This window comes from Marinobacterium litorale DSM 23545 (genome assembly GCF_000428985.1).
GTDB classification, from domain to species: Bacteria; Pseudomonadota; Gammaproteobacteria; order Pseudomonadales; family Balneatricaceae; genus Marinobacterium_D; species Marinobacterium_D litorale.
In genome coordinates this window covers 39140-53839 of the sequence record NZ_AUAZ01000024.1, presented here as the reverse complement: position 1 = coordinate 53839, position 14700 = coordinate 39140, and the positions used below count along the sequence as shown (strand labels likewise).

Here is a 14700-nt window from a genome sequence, read left to right as displayed (position 1 = left end):
ATGAGCTCTTTGACAAAAGCGGATATGGCCGAGCGTCTTTTTGAAGAACTGGGTCTTAATAAACGGGAAGCAAAGGAGATGGTGGAATCCTTCTTCGATGAAATCCGTGTAAGCCTCGCGTCAAACGAGCATGTGAAGCTGTCCGGCTTTGGCAATTTCGATCTGCGCGATAAGCGCCAGAGGCCGGGCCGCAATCCCAAAACCGGAGAGGAGGTCCCGATTTCCGCACGTCGGGTCGTGACCTTCCGTCCGGGACAGAAACTCAAGGAACGTGTAGAAGCCTATGCCGGCCAGCAGTCCAACTCAGACTGAGCTGGAACCGATCCCCGGCAAACGCTACTTCACCATCGGCGAGGCCGCCAAGCTCTGCGATCTCAAGCCGCACGTCCTGCGGTATTGGGAGCAGGAGTTCGATCAAATCAAGCCGGTCAAACGTAATAACCGCCGTTACTATCAGCGCCAGGACCTCCTCCTTATCCGACAGATTCGTAGCCTTTTGTATGATCAGGGCTTTACGATTGTCGGAGCCAGGCAGTGGTTGAAAGGCGGTGAAGCCAGTGAGGATTCCAAACGTTATCGGCAGTTGCTTAAGCAAACTATTACAGAACTCGAAAGCATTCGAGACCTGTTAAAAACAGTGCGATAAAAGCTTCACATTATCAAACCCTTAAGGTAGTATTCGCATCTCTCTTCGAGGCCTCAGGGTCTCCGCCTAGTCGGGGCGTAGCGCAGTCTGGTAGCGCACCTGCATGGGGTGCAGGGGGTCGCAGGTTCAAATCCTGCCGTCCCGACCATTTAAATCAAAGAGATAGAAGAATCGCCTTAGGGCGATTTTTTCGTTTATGGTTCTTTGGCCTTCTTTCGTGGCCGTTCTGTGACCGTTTACGATTTGCTTGTCTTCATGGGAGAACGGTGAATGCTGCTAGTTGGAGCACAGTCTCCTAAGGGCGTAGGGCTTTCCTATGCATCGAACCAACGAATGCTCTCACGGATGGTCTGGGGGATAATTGAGATGCTCGAGCGCTTCAATTATTATCACAGTCATCGAAGTAAAAACTTTCGATCCGGTCACAAACTCTAACAAGATCCTGGACAGAAGAGGTTTTCATTTTTCTCATTATATTATGTCTATGTACTTTGACAGTTGCTTCAGATATACCGAGTTCTAACGCCGTTTGCTTGTTTAAAAATCCTTTGAGAACAAATCGGATAACCTCTTTTTCCCGTTTGCTTAAACTGTCATAGCGATCTTTTATTTCTGCTACTGTCACTTCCTTTTTAGGTATCATATTTATAGCTGTTCGAATTGCGCAAAGTAAATCTTCCTCACGAAAGGGCTTGGTTAGGAAATCAATGGCGCCTGCTTTAATCGCTTTGACTGCCATAGGAATATCACCGTGACCGCTAATAAAAATAATTGGGATATGCTCTGCGATATCTAACATCTTTCTCTGCACGTCCATACCGCTCATTTCAGGCATTCTTACGTCTAGAATAAGACAGCCTTGGGTATTCTCATCTAAATTGTTGAGAAAATCTGTAGCTGATGAGAAGCAGGCTACACTAAGACCGATTGAGCGCACTAAGCTACTCAATGCTTCCAGCACGGCACTGTCATCGTCGATTATATAAATTAATGTTTTTTGTTCGTTCATATGCCGCGCTCTTGAGTCATGGGAAGGCGTACGGCAAAACATATGCCTCCCCCCGGGGGATGTTCCACCCAGATTTTCCCGTTGTGTGCCTCCGTTATGGTAAGGCAGATTGCCAGCCCCATGCCGAGCCCCTCTTTTTTCGTTGTGTAGAACGCATTGAACAGCTGCTCCATCTGACTCGGCGGAATGCCCGGGCCTGTGTCGGTAACTCGGATCATCAGCGCATCCTGGGCGGGATCTGTCGAGAACGACAGGGTCAGAGCGCGTGTTTTACAGTCGCTATGGTTCATTGCTTCGATGGCGTTCATGGCGAGGTTGATGAGCAGTTGTTGTATCTGTACAGCATCTCCCAGAATCCTGGGGAGAGTATCGTCCGCCACGATCTTCAGTCCTATTCCGTTGCTCTGTGTGGGTGCCTTCAGTATCAGGGCGGTGTCGGTTATCAGTGCTTTGAAGTCGATGGGTTTCTGTACCGGCTCCTGGCGCTTCAGGAAGGAGCGGACCATGCGGATGATTTCGCCAGCGCGATCGGAATCGCGGACGATGCGGGCCAGTACCTCTTTGGTTTCCGTTATGTTGGGTGGCTGATTGCCTATCCAGCGTGTGCCGGCGTTGGCGTTGGTCATGATCGCCGAGAGCGGCTGATTCAACTCGTGTGCAATATAGGCGGCCATTTCGCCCATCGTCGCGGAGCGGGAGACGTGGACGAGCTCCTGCTGCAGTTGATTGAGCGTTTCCTGCGCCTGTTTGCGTTCGGTGATGTCGTCGATGATCTGCAGCACCACCTGGGGCTCATCTGCGCGAGGGGGCATCAACGAGACGCTGGCGTTACCCCAGACCGTGGAGCCATCCTTGCACAGGTAGGGGCGCTCAACGCTGTAATCGGAGACACCGCTCTTGAGCAGACGTGACAGGCGCTGTTTCATCTGCGGTCGTGCATCGGACGGGGTCAGCTGCTCTATCGAGCGCTGTTTCAACTCCTTTTCCGTATAGCCGGTAATGCGCTGAAACGCGGGGTTGGCGTTGAGAATACGGCTGTCGGGGTCGGTCAGTGCAATCCCGGCGGCGGAGTTTTCATAAACCGCTTTCCAGCGCGCTTCCGACGCCCGTAGCGCGTCGTGACTCTCCTGCAGACGGTGGCGGCTTTTGATCAGGCGGTGGGTGAGCAGGGCGATATCGTTGCTCTGGTCGGATAGCTCTTGCCTCAAGGCGTCTCCGGCTACCTTCATCGATATCAGGTTGCTGACCCGTGCTCGCAGTTCCTGAGCGGAGAAGGGTTTTAACAGATAGTCCTGCACCGATTCAGAGAGCAGCTTTACCCGCAGCCGTTCGTCCGATTTGGCGGACAGCACCATGATCGGGATGTGTGCAAACCCCTCCTGGTTACGAATTTCATGGACGAGCGTATCGCCGCTCATTACCGGCATCATCAGGTCGGTGATCATCAGGTCAGGCGGCGCAGCGCTCATCAGTTCCAGCGCTTGTGCGCCGTCTGGCGCAAGATACACCTGATAATCGGTGTTGAGACAATCCTTGATAAAGCAGCGCATATCCGCGTTGTCTTCCACGATCAGGACGCGGGGCCGATCGTACTCCAACTGAGCCGGTGTGGCGGTGCTTTCCACTGAGGGTGTTGGTGTCATGTATTCATCGGGGTTAACCGTTTGCAGCGGTTCGCCACGTGCCAGAGTGTCGCTGGCTACGTAAGCACCCTCCGGCGCTTTCAGTGGTAGCTCCACCTGGAACAGTGCTCCTCCCCCCGGCGCATCGCTGACGGAGATCGTGCCGTGGTGCAGCTCAACGAACTCTTTCACGATGGAGAGCCCCAAGCCGGTACCTTGCTGGGTCTGAGGGCTTTCCGGTTGCAGTTGATGGAAGCGTTCGAATATCTCGCTTCGGAGCTGATAGGGGATGCCCGGCCCGCTATCGGAGACGGTGATCAGCGCATGGTCCGGACGACTCAGGCTAAGGGTGCAGCGGATAAGGCCGCCGGATGGCGTGAACTTGAAGGCGTTGGAAAGCAGGTTGAGGATGATACGTTCGTACTTCTCGCCATCCACTTCGGCAATCATCTGCAGAGGGAGCTGTGTGTTGAAACTGATCGACTGCTGCTGAGCGACGCCTTCGAAGTGTGAGCAGATAGCGCGGGTCAATAGGGTGAGGTCGGTGCGACGATAGGTGAGCCCCATCTGCTGGTCATCCATCTTTGCCAGATCGAGCAGGGCGTTGACCTGTTTTAACAGGGTGGTGGCGTTGCGTTGTATCACCTCAAACTGGTTCCAGTGAGGCGAACCGCGCTCTTTTTCCGCCTCCATTATCGCTTCCAGCGGCCCTAGAATTAATGAGAGCGGCGTGCGTAGCTCATGACTGACCTTGGCAAAAAAGTCGCTTTTGGCATTATCCAGTTTTCTAATTCTTTCAACCAGTTGTTCAAGTTCGCGGTTTTTTAATGCCAGCTGTGCTTCGGCTTTTTTCTTATCGGTTATATTGCGCCCTTCGGCGAGAAGGAAAACGATATTGTTCTGTTCATCACGGATAGGGAGAAGTGAGAAATCGACGGCAATAATCTCTTGCCCGCCCGCTTTTCCTAACACTTCAATATCACAACGGACAAACTCTCCCGCGGAAGCGGCTTCTACCAGCCGTTTCTGGGCAGCGACCGACTCTTGCGAAATTTGCCACCAGCGAGCTTGCCAGAACGGCTTACCCTGAATCTCCTCCAGTGTGATGCCGGCCCCGCTCAGGGCCGCCCTGTTTACCTCAAGCACATTACCCTGCGCATCGAGCAGGCCAACGAACTCGTAAAGCCCATCAAAGATGATGCGGGCAAGTTTCTCTCGCTGAAGCTGCCCGGAACCGTTTGTTTCGAGGTAGGTGCTGTGAACGGTAAGTGCGGAGCCAGGTTGAAACTGCTTTTTATCCACCGAACTCATATTCAAGACTCTGACAATTGATTTTTGTTGTTATGGGTAATGAGTATAGCCTTTTTTTGATGCTCTTTTGTTGATCCAGATAACTTAATTTTCAGCCAAAGTTAACCCATAGTTTAGTTTTGATAAACCTTGGTTTAGATAATTACATTTTTAAAATAAACCCATAATCCAAAAAATAATTTCTTTTTATCCCTGAGCTGAAAGAATTCTAATCACTATCAAACGGCGTTTTGCCTGAGAAAGTATATAAAAATAAAAATGGGTGAACAGATGATAAAAATAAAAAGTGCCAGCGCACTGCTATTGGGGTCATGTGCTTTTAGCGTACATGCAACGCAGGTGTTTGACCTTGAAGGATTTGGTGCAACCTCTCGTGCGATGGGTGGCACCAGCTCCTCTTACTATACCGGAAACGCGGCGTTGATCAGCAACCCCGCTACCTTGGGGCTGGCGCCGGATGGCAGTCAGCTCGAAGTCGGGCTGGATATCGTCACCACCGATATCAAGGCGCGAAACAGCAGCGGAGAGGTGGCCAAGAGCAGCACGGAATCCAATAACCGTGGACCCTACTTCGCACCGCAGCTGAGTTATGTCACCGAGCTGGACAGATGGCACCTGGGTGTAGGGCTGTTCGCTAACGGTGGCCTGGGCACCGAGTTCGGTAACGACAGTTTCCTGTCACGGACCGAAAACGGGACACAAACCAGCTTCGAAAACTCCAGCCGTCTGCTGGTGCTGCGTGCACCCGTCGGCTTCAGCTATGAGGTGACACCGGACCTGACCGTCGGCGGCAGCCTCGATCTGGTCTGGACTGCACTTAATCTCGAACTTCTTCTTCCTGCCTCCCAAGTTGGTGCACTCGCTGCCGGAGGTAATCTCTCAGGTGGCCTGGTGGCCCCGCTGGCCGGATTCGTCGGTCCTGGCGGTGCCGCGCACTTCAGCTTAACCCGTAACTCTCCGACTGGCGGCGGTGTAGACGCGATCGGTTTGGGTGGGCGTTTGGGCCTGACCTATAAGCTAGGCGACAGCACCGTTCTGGGCGCGATGTACAACTTCGAGACCTCGGTGGGGGACCTGGAGGGGAGGGCAACGCTTACAGGTGTCGCTAGTGACGGTTCTGTGTTGCCGCTAAGTGGCGATATCCGCATTAAAGACTTCGAGATGCCCGCCAGTCTGGCCTTGGGGATTGCGCATCAGATCAACGACCGTTGGCTGGTGACCGGCGATATCAAGCGCACCTACTGGAGTGATGTGATGGAGAACATCAATGTGGGTTTCAGCTCCCCGGCTGGTGGAATCGATATCGTACTGCCGCATCAGTATCAGGATATTACGGTGGCCTCTATCGGCACCGCTTACCGCTACAACGACAAGCTGACACTTCGCGCAGGCTACAGCTATGCGCAGCAGGCACAGGACAACAACCTGATACTGCCTGTGATCCCAGCTTATCTGAAAGAACACATCTCTCTTGGTGGTGAGTACCGCTTCGACAGCGGGTCGAGGCTGGGTATGGCGCTTTCGTTCGGCTTGAAAGAGAGCCTGGATACGCCGTCTTACCTTGCAGGCACCGAGACGTTGAACCAAAGCCACAGCCAGATCAACGCCGTGGTCTCCTATAGCAAGAACTTTTAAACCCAACCCGCACGGAGAATAACAAGATGGCGATGCATCCCCGTAAAGACTGGTATGAACTGACCAGGGCGACTAACTGGACCCCCAGTTATGTCACCGAAGAGCAGTTGTTCCCTGAGCAGATGTCCGGCCATATGGGCATCCCGCTGGAAAAATGGGAAAGCTACGATGAGCCTTATAAAACCTCCTACCCGGAATATGTCAGTATTCAGCGTGAAAAAGATGCCGGTGCTTATTCCGTAAAGGCCGCACTTGAGCGTGCGCAGATCTATGAAAATTCCGATCCGGGCTGGATCAGCATCCTGAAAGCGCATTACGGTGCCATAGCCGTTGGCGAGTATGCAGCTGTAACGGGTGAAGGGCGCATGGCGAGATTCTCAAAGGCGCCTGGTAACCGCAACATGGCCGCGTTCGGCATGATGGACGAGCTGCGTCACGGCCAGATCCAACTGTTTTTCCCGCATGAGTACTGCAAGAAGGACCGTCAGTTTGACTGGGCCTGGCGCGCTTACCAGAGTAATGAATGGGCCGCGATCGCTGCCAAGCACTTCTTCGACGACATCATCACCGGACGCGATGCGATCAGCGTCGCGATCATGCTGACCTTCTCGTTCGAAACCGGTTTCACCAACATGCAGTTCCTCGGTCTGGCGGCCGATGCGGCCGATGCCGGGGACTACACCTTTGCCAACCTGATCTCCAGCATACAGACCGATGAGTCCCGCCACGCGCAGCAGGGTGGTCCGGCGCTGCAGGTGCTGATCGAGAACGGCAAGAAGGAGGAAGCGCAGAAGAAGGTCGACATGGCGATCTGGCGTGCCTGGCGTCTGTTCGCGGTGCTGACCGGTCCGATCATGGATTACTACACGCCGCTGGAGCACCGCCACCAGTCGTTCAAGGAGTTCATGTACGAGTGGATCATCGGTCAGTTCGAACGTGCACTGCTCGATCTCGGTCTGGATAAGCCCTGGTACTGGGATCTGTTCCTCAAGGATATCGATGAGCTGCCCCACAGCTATCACATGGGTGTCTGGTACTGGCGTACAACCGCCTGGTGGAACCCGGCGGCAGGGGTGACACCGGAGGAGCGTGACTGGCTGGAGGAGAAGTATCCGGGCTGGAGCAAGCGCTGGGGCCGTTGCTGGGATGTGATCACCGACAACGTGATTAACGATCGCATGGAACTGGTTTCCCCGGAAACTCTGCCTACCGTGTGCAATATGAGCCAGATTCCGTTGGTCGGTATTCCCGGCGATGACTGGGACGTCAAGGTGTTCAGCCTTGAGCACAACGGTCGCCTGTACCACTTCGGTTCGGAAGTGGATCGCTGGATCTTCCAGCAAGATCCGGAGCAGTACCAGAACCACCTGAACATTGTCGACCGCTTCTTGGCCGGGCAGATCCAGCCGATGACTCTGGAGGGCGCGCTGCAGTACATGGGGTTCCAGTGTGTGGAGGAGATGGGTAAAGACGCCCATGACTTCGCCTGGGCCGAGAAGTGTAAACCCGAAATGAAAAAGTCGGCTTGAACCGGTTTAAGGAGTAGATGATGTCAGCATTTCCAATTCATGCCGCGTTTGAACGTGACTTCTTGGTGCAACTGATCGTCGTGGATCTGAATGATTCCATGGACCAGGTGGCGGAGAAGGTCGCTTACCACTGTGTTAACCGCCGCGTTGCGCCTCGTGCCGGGGTGATGCGTGTTCGCAAACATCAATCAAGAGAACTGTTCCCGCGGGAGATGACGGTCGCCGAGAGCGGCCTGAAACCGACCGAAGTGATCGATGTGGTATTTGAGGACTAGCCGTAATGAGCTTTGAAAAAGTCTGTTCCCTTGACGACATCTGGGCAGGCGAGATGGAGACCTTCGAGACCTCGGACGGTACCGAAATCCTGATCGTCAACAGCGAGGAGCATGGGGTGAAAGCCTACCAGGCGATCTGTCCCCATCAGGAGATTCTGTTGTCTGAGGGCAGTTACGAGGGTGGCGTAATCACCTGTCGTGCCCACCTGTGGACCTTTGATGATGAAAGCGGACAGGGCATCAACCCGGAAGATTGCTGCCTTGCTGAGTACCCCGTAGAGGTGAAGGGCGATGATATTTACGTCAATACAGAAGGCGTTTCGCCAAATATGGCACACACCTGAAGCAGCGCCAGTTGTTGCACCAACCATTAGCAAAACAGCTGAGCAAAAGAGGGATAACGTGATGAGTACGATGGGTGATCAGGCCTTAAACAACAATAACGTTGGACCGATTATCCGCGCTGGTGAACTTGTGGAGCCAGTGATCGAAACGGCGGAGATCGATAATCCGGGCAAGGAGATCCGGGTGGAAGACAAGCGGGCATATGTACGTATCGAGACCGATGGAGAACTGATCCTGACCCGCAAAACGCTGGAGGAGCAGTTGGGCCGCCGGTTCAACATGCAGGAGTTGGAGATTAATTTGGCTTCCTTCGCGGGACAGATTTGGGCCGACCAGGACCAGATCCGTTTTTACTTTGATAAATCTCTGTGAGGAGGTACTCATGAGCTTTGAATCCAAAAAACCGTTGCGCACATGGAGCCACTTGGCTGAGATGAGAAAAAAGCCAAGTGAATACGACATCGTGTCGCGCAAACTGCACTACAGCACCAACAATCCGGACGCGCCCTGGGAGCTGAGCCCGGATAGCCCGATGAACCTCTGGTACAAGCAGTACCGCAACGCATCACCGCTTAAACATGATGATTGGGATGCGTTTACCGATCCCGACCAACTGGTCTACCGCACCTACAACATGATGCAGGATGGCCAGGAGGCGTACGTGCAGGGCCTGTTCGACCAGTTCAACGAGCGCGAGCACGACCAGATGGTCCGCGACGGCTGGCAGCACACGATGGCGCGCTGCTTCGCTCCGCTGCGCTATCTGTTCCACTGCCTGCAGATGTCCTCTGCTTATGTTCAGCAGATGGCGCCGGCGAGCACGATCTCCAACTGCTGCATTCTGCAAACCGCAGACTCTCTGCGCTGGTTGACCCACACCGCCTACCGTACCCACGAACTTGGCCTCACCTATGGCGATGCCGGCTTTGGCGAGCGTGAGCGGGAGCTGTGGGAAAATGAACCGGGCTGGCAGGGATTGCGTGAGCTGATGGAGAAGCAGCTGATCGCGTTCGACTGGGCGGAGGCTTTTGTCAGCCTCAATCTGGTGATCAAGCCGATGCTGGTCGAGAGTGTGCTCAAGCCGCTGCAGCAGCAGGCGTGGGAGAACAACGATACCCTGCTGCCGCTGCTGATCGATAGCCAGCTGAAAGACGCTGAGCGTCATAACCGCTGGGCGAAAGCGCTGGTCAAACATGCGCTGGAAAACCCGGACAATCATGCGGTTATCGATGGCTGGGTCGAGAAGTGGCAGCCGCTGGCAGACAGGGCTGCGGAGGCGTATCTGAAGATGCTCTCCGAGGACCTGGTCCCTGGGCAATACATTGAACGTAGTGCCTCGTTAAGGAGTTCTATGCTGGCGGTCTGATGACGCTCCGCTTGTAACCTATCAGAAGGCCTTCCCCTTCGGCGCTGTCGAAGGGGCTTTTTCAGAGACGTTGTCTATGTTCAAAATTCAATCAGACGATCAGCTGCTCCAATTCGAGTCAGCGAGTGACGACACGCTACTCAGCGCTGCGCTGCGTGCTGAACTGGCGTTTCCCTACGAGTGCAACTCCGGCGGGTGTGGTGCCTGTAAAATTGAGGTGCTTGAGGGCGAGGTGAATAACCTCTGGCCCGACGCGCCGGGTTTGTCTGACCGCGAGCGCCGCAAAGGGCGTCTGCTGGCGTGCCAGTGCAAGGCGCAATCCGACCTCCGGATCAAGGTTATCAATCGTGCCGAGGGGCGTGCGCTCTATCCGCCAGCCCGTTTCTCCGCTCGGGTGGTGGGTAAACGTTTTCTTTCCGAGGAGATGTTTGAGCTGCAGCTGGAGGCTGAGCAGGAGGTGATATTTTCTCCCGGTCAGTACTTTATGGTTGAGCTACCGGAGCTCGGTGCCCGTGCTTACTCGGCGGCTAATCCGGTTGATGGCAACAGGCTGACCTTGATCATCAAGGCGGTGCCCGGTGGTAAGGTGTCCTGTGCGCTGGCGCATGACAGGGTTGAAACGCTGCAGTTGGACGGCCCCTATGGACTGTCGGTGCTAACCACTGCTGATGAGCAGCAATCCGTCTTTATTGCAGGTGGTTCAGGTATAGCGCCGATGCTATCGATGGCGAATACCTTGATAAGTGAAGGCTACGAGCATCCGATTAAAGTGTTTTATGGTTCACGCTTGAAGGCAGAGCTTGAAATGGCTGAATCCCTCTTTTTGAGTGCTGACAACCTAAAGCTTATTAATGTACTGTCAAACTTGGATCACAATACTAGGTGGCAGGGTAAAACTGGTTATCTTCACGACGTTATTCCCATCTATTTGGAATGCTTTCAAAACACGGAATTCTACCTTTGCGGTCCTCCACCAATGATTAGTGCAGTACAAAAGCTGCTGATGATCGAAAACGGCGTCCCTTTCGAATCTATTCATTTTGACCGATTTTTTTAGAGTACGTTATTGAAGGCTTGATAGAAGGAAGATCAAGCTAGGTGTGAATACTAAACACCTTGTTCACGCAGCTTCCTGTTTCGTGCGAAATTATCTGGGGGGCTTGTGACGGCGGGAAAGCAGGCGCGTGATGATCTTGTGACGCTTGGATTAACAGCCGGGGTGAGTCTTCGTTGATTCGGCTATCTATTTGAAGCGCTGTGGGTAATCGGTTATCACGCCATCCAGTCCCGAGGACCAGAGTATTCGTACCGCTTTAGGATCATTGACGGTCCAGGTGTAAAGGTGCAGTCCCTGCCGCTTGATCTCAGTAACCAGGTTGGGAGTCAACGTTTTCCAGTAAGGATGCAAGCTGTACAGATTCAGTTGTACGGATATCTCTTGCCAGTCTTTGCTCAGCGTCTTGGCGATCAACCCCCGGCGCAGATGAGGTGCCTGGATAAGGCACTGGGCCAGTATCTGGCTGTTGAAACTGGAAAGCAGCAGGTGATCCCCGGGGACCTGCGATTGCTCAATGACTTTCAGAACCTGCGCGACGATCAGCTCCGGCGGATATCCGTGGTCTTTGATTTCAAGGTTGAGGCCGGTCGAGAGTTCGTTGAGCCGTTGCAGGGTCTCGGCCAGTGTCGGTAGAGCGGGGCTGGAGCCTAGACCACCAGTCACGGGATCATGGCTCATAACGGCGATGCCATCTGGGTTAAGGGTGACATCCATCTCTACCCAGCCGACGCCGAGCTCCGAGGCCTTGTGTAGACCCTCAAGACTGTTTTCCGGCGCTAGACTTGGAATGCCACGGTGGCCGATAACCGGTGATGGTATGTCGTTACTTAACTTGTCCATAGCACCAGTTTAGCGGAGATGGATCGACCGAAAGGGGTGGGGAGAGAAAAGCCCACCTGAACGGGGAGACAGACAGGTGGGCTTTGGTGCAGCTTAGATCTGGTTCAGCACGTTATCGAAGAAGGCAACAAGGCGGTCATAGTCATTCAGCGGAATGACGTCGGCCACATACTGGTCCGGGCGGACGATGACGATACAGCCCTGTTCCTTATTGATACCACGCATCTCATAGATGTTTTTGCCACCGCCTGATGATTCAGGACGGTTGTCGACGCAGAACACCTTTTCATGATCCTCAAGGCCGTAGCGGCCTTTTTTCGGTTTCAGGGCCGGGTGCAGAGTGCTGCGCTCGATAGACTGGTGGTGGGGTTGGAAAACCGCCCGGAGGTCGATCACGCTATCCGGATCAGCGTCAGCCGGGGTATATTTCTTAAGCGGTGATTCCGGGCTGTTGGTCAGGAACTCACACAGCGCTTTTACACCGCAGTTTTCAGACATCGGTGTCTGGTTACCGGCGAAGGCATAGACACGGTAGGCACCATTAGCGGTGTGGCAGTGTCCCAGCTGATCGGGCTTGGCGTCACCGTGCCGGATTACTGGCGCTGAGTGAAAACGCTTGCCTACAGTCAGGCCCGTTGCCAGTGTCTGATGTTCCCCTTCGCTGACCATCAGCGACGGGCGATACTGGATGGAAACGCCGGCAGTGTATTCGCCAAACAACTGGAAGTAGCGCTGGAACTCGGCCGGATCGACACCGTCCGGGTTGTCGGCGGATTTGGGTTTGGCGCTGAACATGCGAGAGAACTCCCGGTCGAAGTCGATCAGAGCCTGGCCATATTCACGCCGCTCATCGGAGTAGGTTCTCAGGATCTTCTCATCGGCGCGGCCGGTCAGTACATGGGCCAGTTTCCAGCCCAGGTTCCAGGTATCCATCACCGAGGTGTTAAGACCCTGGCCCGCTTTGGGGCTGTGGGTGTGGCAGGCATCCCCAGCGAGGAAAACGCGCGCTGCACGTGTCTCGGTGGAGTCATCAAAGGCGGTGGTAATACGCTGTCCGATTTCGTATACGCTCCACCAGGCGACTTCTTTCACATCCACGGTGTAGGGTTGCATGATGCGATTGGCAGCGGCGATCAGCACCTCTGGGGTCATCTGGTCACGAGCGACCCTCTCGTTCTGCTTGAGCTTATCCAGCTCGATATAGAGGCGCACCATGTAGCCACCCTCGCGCGGAATGATCAGCATGTTGCCTTCGTTGTTGGAGTGGATCAGTGACTTCAGGCGGATATCGGGGAAGTCCGTATTGAGCAGCACGTCCATCACGCCCCAGGCCTGATTCAGCGCATCGCCGACCAGCTCCTTGCCAATCGCGTTGCGAACGCTGGAGCGAGCCCCGTCGCAGCCAACCACATACTTGGCTTTGACTGTTTCGATCTCCTGGGTGTACTGGGAGAAGTTCACCATCCGCTCGATCTTAGCTGTTACCGGGTAAGCCTCAGAGCTGTCTTCACTCACCTCAAGGCCCAGCAACTTGCGCTGGTAATGTGGTTCGAGCTTGATGGCGGACTGGCGCATCACTTTAAGAAATTCGTCGTGGACGCGGGCCTGGTTGATGATCAGGTGCGGCATTTCGGAGAGATCATCAGCCACGTCCGGGACCTTGCTGCTGCGACTGATCTGATTGGGCTTGTCCGCATCCGGTTTCCAGAAGGCCGCTTCGTTTACTTGGTAGGCTTCCTGAATAATCTGGTCTGCAAAGCCGTAGGCCTGGAACATCTCCATGGTACGGCAGGCGATGCCGTCCGCTTGTCCCACCAGCAGGCGGTCATCTTTCTGGTCGATTATTGCCACGGAGATAGTGCCGAACTGGGCCAGCTGAGAGGCTAGGTTGAGACCGGCCGGGCCGCAGCCGACAATCAATACATCCACCTCTGCCGGGAGCGGGCGTTTAATCGGTGGCGGGACGACAGCATCCTGCGGGTCGGAAAAACGGGGGTCGCCGGGGTTGAAACCGTTGAGATGGAACTGCATGGGCTGAACTCCTGTAGTTTTGATCGAGATCAACTTTATTTCGATTAAGATATCAGGAAAAATAGTTTTTTATTTTAAGACTAAAAGAAAATGAATAAATGAACCCTAACCTGTTGAAGCAGTTGGCGATCGTTGTAAAGCAGGGTTCGCTGAGTCGCGCCTGCGAACAGCTCTTTATCACCCAGCCTACCCTGACTCGAAGTATAAAACAGCTGGAGATGCGCGTTGGCGCGCCGGTTCTGACCCGCACTCGCCATGGCGTGATCCCCACCGAGATCGGTGCGCGCCTGGCCCAGATCGGTGAGCGTATACTGGCCGAGAGCGAACACGGACAGGAGGTGATCAGGCAGTGGCACAGTGGCTATAAAAACGAATTTATCGTCGGTGTAGACCCGCTTTGGGAGTTTGCAACGGTGGCTCAGATGACCGCGGGCTTTCTGGCAGAGCGAGCGTTCGTCTTTCATCTCAGAACCGGCTCGGCGGCGTCCCAGATCCGGTTGCTGCAGGAGGGGGAACTGGATTTCCTGTTGGCGCCGGCACATCTGACCACACCCCAGCAATCACTGGAGCGGGAGGTTTTGTTTCGTGACCGTTCCGGTGTTTTTGCTGGTAAGCGCTCACAGCTGCTGGGCCAGGCTGGCCCGGTATCTGTTGACCAACTTGAACAGCAGAATTGGATACTGGCCGGTGCCAGTGCAGGCTTTCTGGATGGGCAGCAAAATCTGGCCGGGAACGAGGCGGCGAAGATCGCATTTACCGGCAGTATTCGGTCGGTACTGCATCTGCTGGAAACCACGGATATGCTGGTTCGCCTGCCAGCACGGTTGGCGCTGATGACTGGAGCGGTTGAGCTTTCACAGCTGATCGAGGTTCAGGAGGACGCGGGTGTGCGCCGGGATATTGCACTCTGGTTAAGGGCGGAAGATGAAGAAAAACCGGACTTCGTCAAAGTCCGGTCGGTGATTAAGGAGCTCGTGCAAACACTGGATCGGACAGCGCCAACCTTCGGGCTGGCGCTCTGATCCGTCTTTACG

General features: G+C 54.5%; 14 protein-coding genes and 1 tRNA gene. 11 read left to right on the top strand and 4 right to left on the bottom strand.

Features of this window, described 5'->3' with window-relative positions; all coding sequences use genetic code 11:
- The 3 genes from ihfA to G403_RS0116290 all read left to right on the top strand — a co-directional run bounded on the left by ihfA (position 1) and on the right by G403_RS0116290 (position 794).
- Positions 1–312, top strand: coding sequence for an integration host factor subunit alpha (ihfA, locus tag G403_RS0116300; RefSeq protein ID WP_027854934.1), 312 nt, complete (start codon positions 1–3; stop codon positions 310–312).
- The gene (locus G403_RS0116295) at positions 284–646 is read left to right on the top strand and encodes a MerR family transcriptional regulator (protein ID WP_027854933.1); all 363 of its coding nucleotides are present in this window, start codon (positions 284–286) and stop codon (positions 644–646) included. The genes ihfA and G403_RS0116295 overlap by 29 nt, the downstream gene beginning before the upstream one ends.
- A 71-nt stretch (positions 647–717) precedes the next feature.
- Positions 718–794 (top strand) — tRNA-Pro (locus tag G403_RS0116290).
- Between the two features lie 231 nt (positions 795–1025).
- On the opposite strand, the gene G403_RS23655 is transcribed toward G403_RS0116290, so the two are convergent.
- Together G403_RS23655 and G403_RS23650 are read right to left on the bottom strand one after the other, a co-directional pair.
- Positions 1026–1655 (bottom strand): response regulator transcription factor, encoded by a 630-nt coding sequence (locus G403_RS23655; RefSeq protein ID WP_036234208.1) that lies wholly within the window; start codon positions 1653–1655, stop codon positions 1026–1028.
- Entirely contained in the window at positions 1652–4588 is a 2937-nt protein-coding gene (locus G403_RS23650) for an ATP-binding protein (RefSeq protein ID WP_036234206.1), read from the bottom strand. Before G403_RS23650 ends, G403_RS23655 begins: the two co-directional genes overlap by 4 nt.
- A gap of 270 nt (positions 4589–4858) precedes the next feature.
- Between G403_RS23650 and G403_RS0116275 the strand changes: the two genes are divergently transcribed.
- From G403_RS0116275 to G403_RS0116245, 7 genes are all read left to right on the top strand, one after another.
- Positions 4859–6223, top strand: a complete 1365-nt coding sequence (locus tag G403_RS0116275) for an OmpP1/FadL family transporter (protein ID WP_084404078.1) — start codon at positions 4859–4861, stop codon at positions 6221–6223.
- A gap of 26 nt (positions 6224–6249) precedes the next feature.
- Positions 6250–7752 carry a toluene-4-monooxygenase system hydroxylase subunit alpha TmoA gene (gene tmoA, locus G403_RS0116270; protein WP_027854931.1) on the top strand — a complete coding sequence of 501 codons (1503 nt, stop codon included), beginning with the start codon at positions 6250–6252 and terminating at the stop codon, positions 7750–7752.
- Between the two features lie 20 nt (positions 7753–7772).
- Positions 7773–8027, top strand: a complete 255-nt coding sequence (gene tmoB / locus G403_RS0116265; RefSeq protein ID WP_027854930.1) for a toluene-4-monooxygenase system hydroxylase subunit gamma TmoB — start codon at positions 7773–7775, stop codon at positions 8025–8027.
- A gap of 5 nt (positions 8028–8032) precedes the next feature.
- The gene (gene tmoC, locus G403_RS0116260) at positions 8033–8371 is read left to right on the top strand and encodes a toluene-4-monooxygenase system ferredoxin TmoC (RefSeq protein WP_027854929.1); all 339 of its coding nucleotides are present in this window, start codon (positions 8033–8035) and stop codon (positions 8369–8371) included.
- 61 nt (positions 8372–8432) lie between these two features.
- Entirely contained in the window at positions 8433–8744 is a 312-nt protein-coding gene (tmoD, locus tag G403_RS0116255) for a toluene-4-monooxygenase system effector TmoD (protein ID WP_027854928.1), read from the top strand.
- Positions 8745–8754: 10 nt separating this feature from the next.
- Positions 8755–9738 (top strand): toluene-4-monooxygenase system hydroxylase subunit beta TmoE, encoded by a 984-nt coding sequence (gene tmoE / locus G403_RS0116250; protein ID WP_027854927.1) that lies wholly within the window; start codon positions 8755–8757, stop codon positions 9736–9738.
- Positions 9739–9814: 76 nt separating this feature from the next.
- Positions 9815–10795: a 2Fe-2S iron-sulfur cluster-binding protein gene (locus tag G403_RS0116245; RefSeq protein WP_051299158.1), complete on the top strand. Its 981-nt coding sequence runs from the start codon at positions 9815–9817 to the stop codon at positions 10793–10795.
- A 186-nt stretch (positions 10796–10981) separates the two neighbouring features.
- On the opposite strand, the gene G403_RS0116240 is transcribed toward G403_RS0116245, so the two are convergent.
- Positions 10982–11635, bottom strand: coding sequence for a glycerophosphodiester phosphodiesterase family protein (locus G403_RS0116240; RefSeq protein ID WP_027854925.1), 654 nt, complete (start codon positions 11633–11635; stop codon positions 10982–10984).
- A gap of 93 nt (positions 11636–11728) precedes the next feature.
- Positions 11729–13666: an FAD-dependent monooxygenase gene (locus G403_RS0116235; protein ID WP_027854924.1), complete on the bottom strand. Its 1938-nt coding sequence runs from the start codon at positions 13664–13666 to the stop codon at positions 11729–11731.
- A gap of 98 nt (positions 13667–13764) precedes the next feature.
- On the opposite strand from G403_RS0116235, the gene G403_RS0116230 reads away from it, so the two are divergent.
- On the top strand, positions 13765–14688 hold the full coding sequence (locus G403_RS0116230; protein WP_027854923.1) for a LysR family transcriptional regulator: 924 nt from the start codon (positions 13765–13767) through the stop codon (positions 14686–14688).
- The last annotated feature ends 12 nt before the right edge of the window (positions 14689–14700 follow it).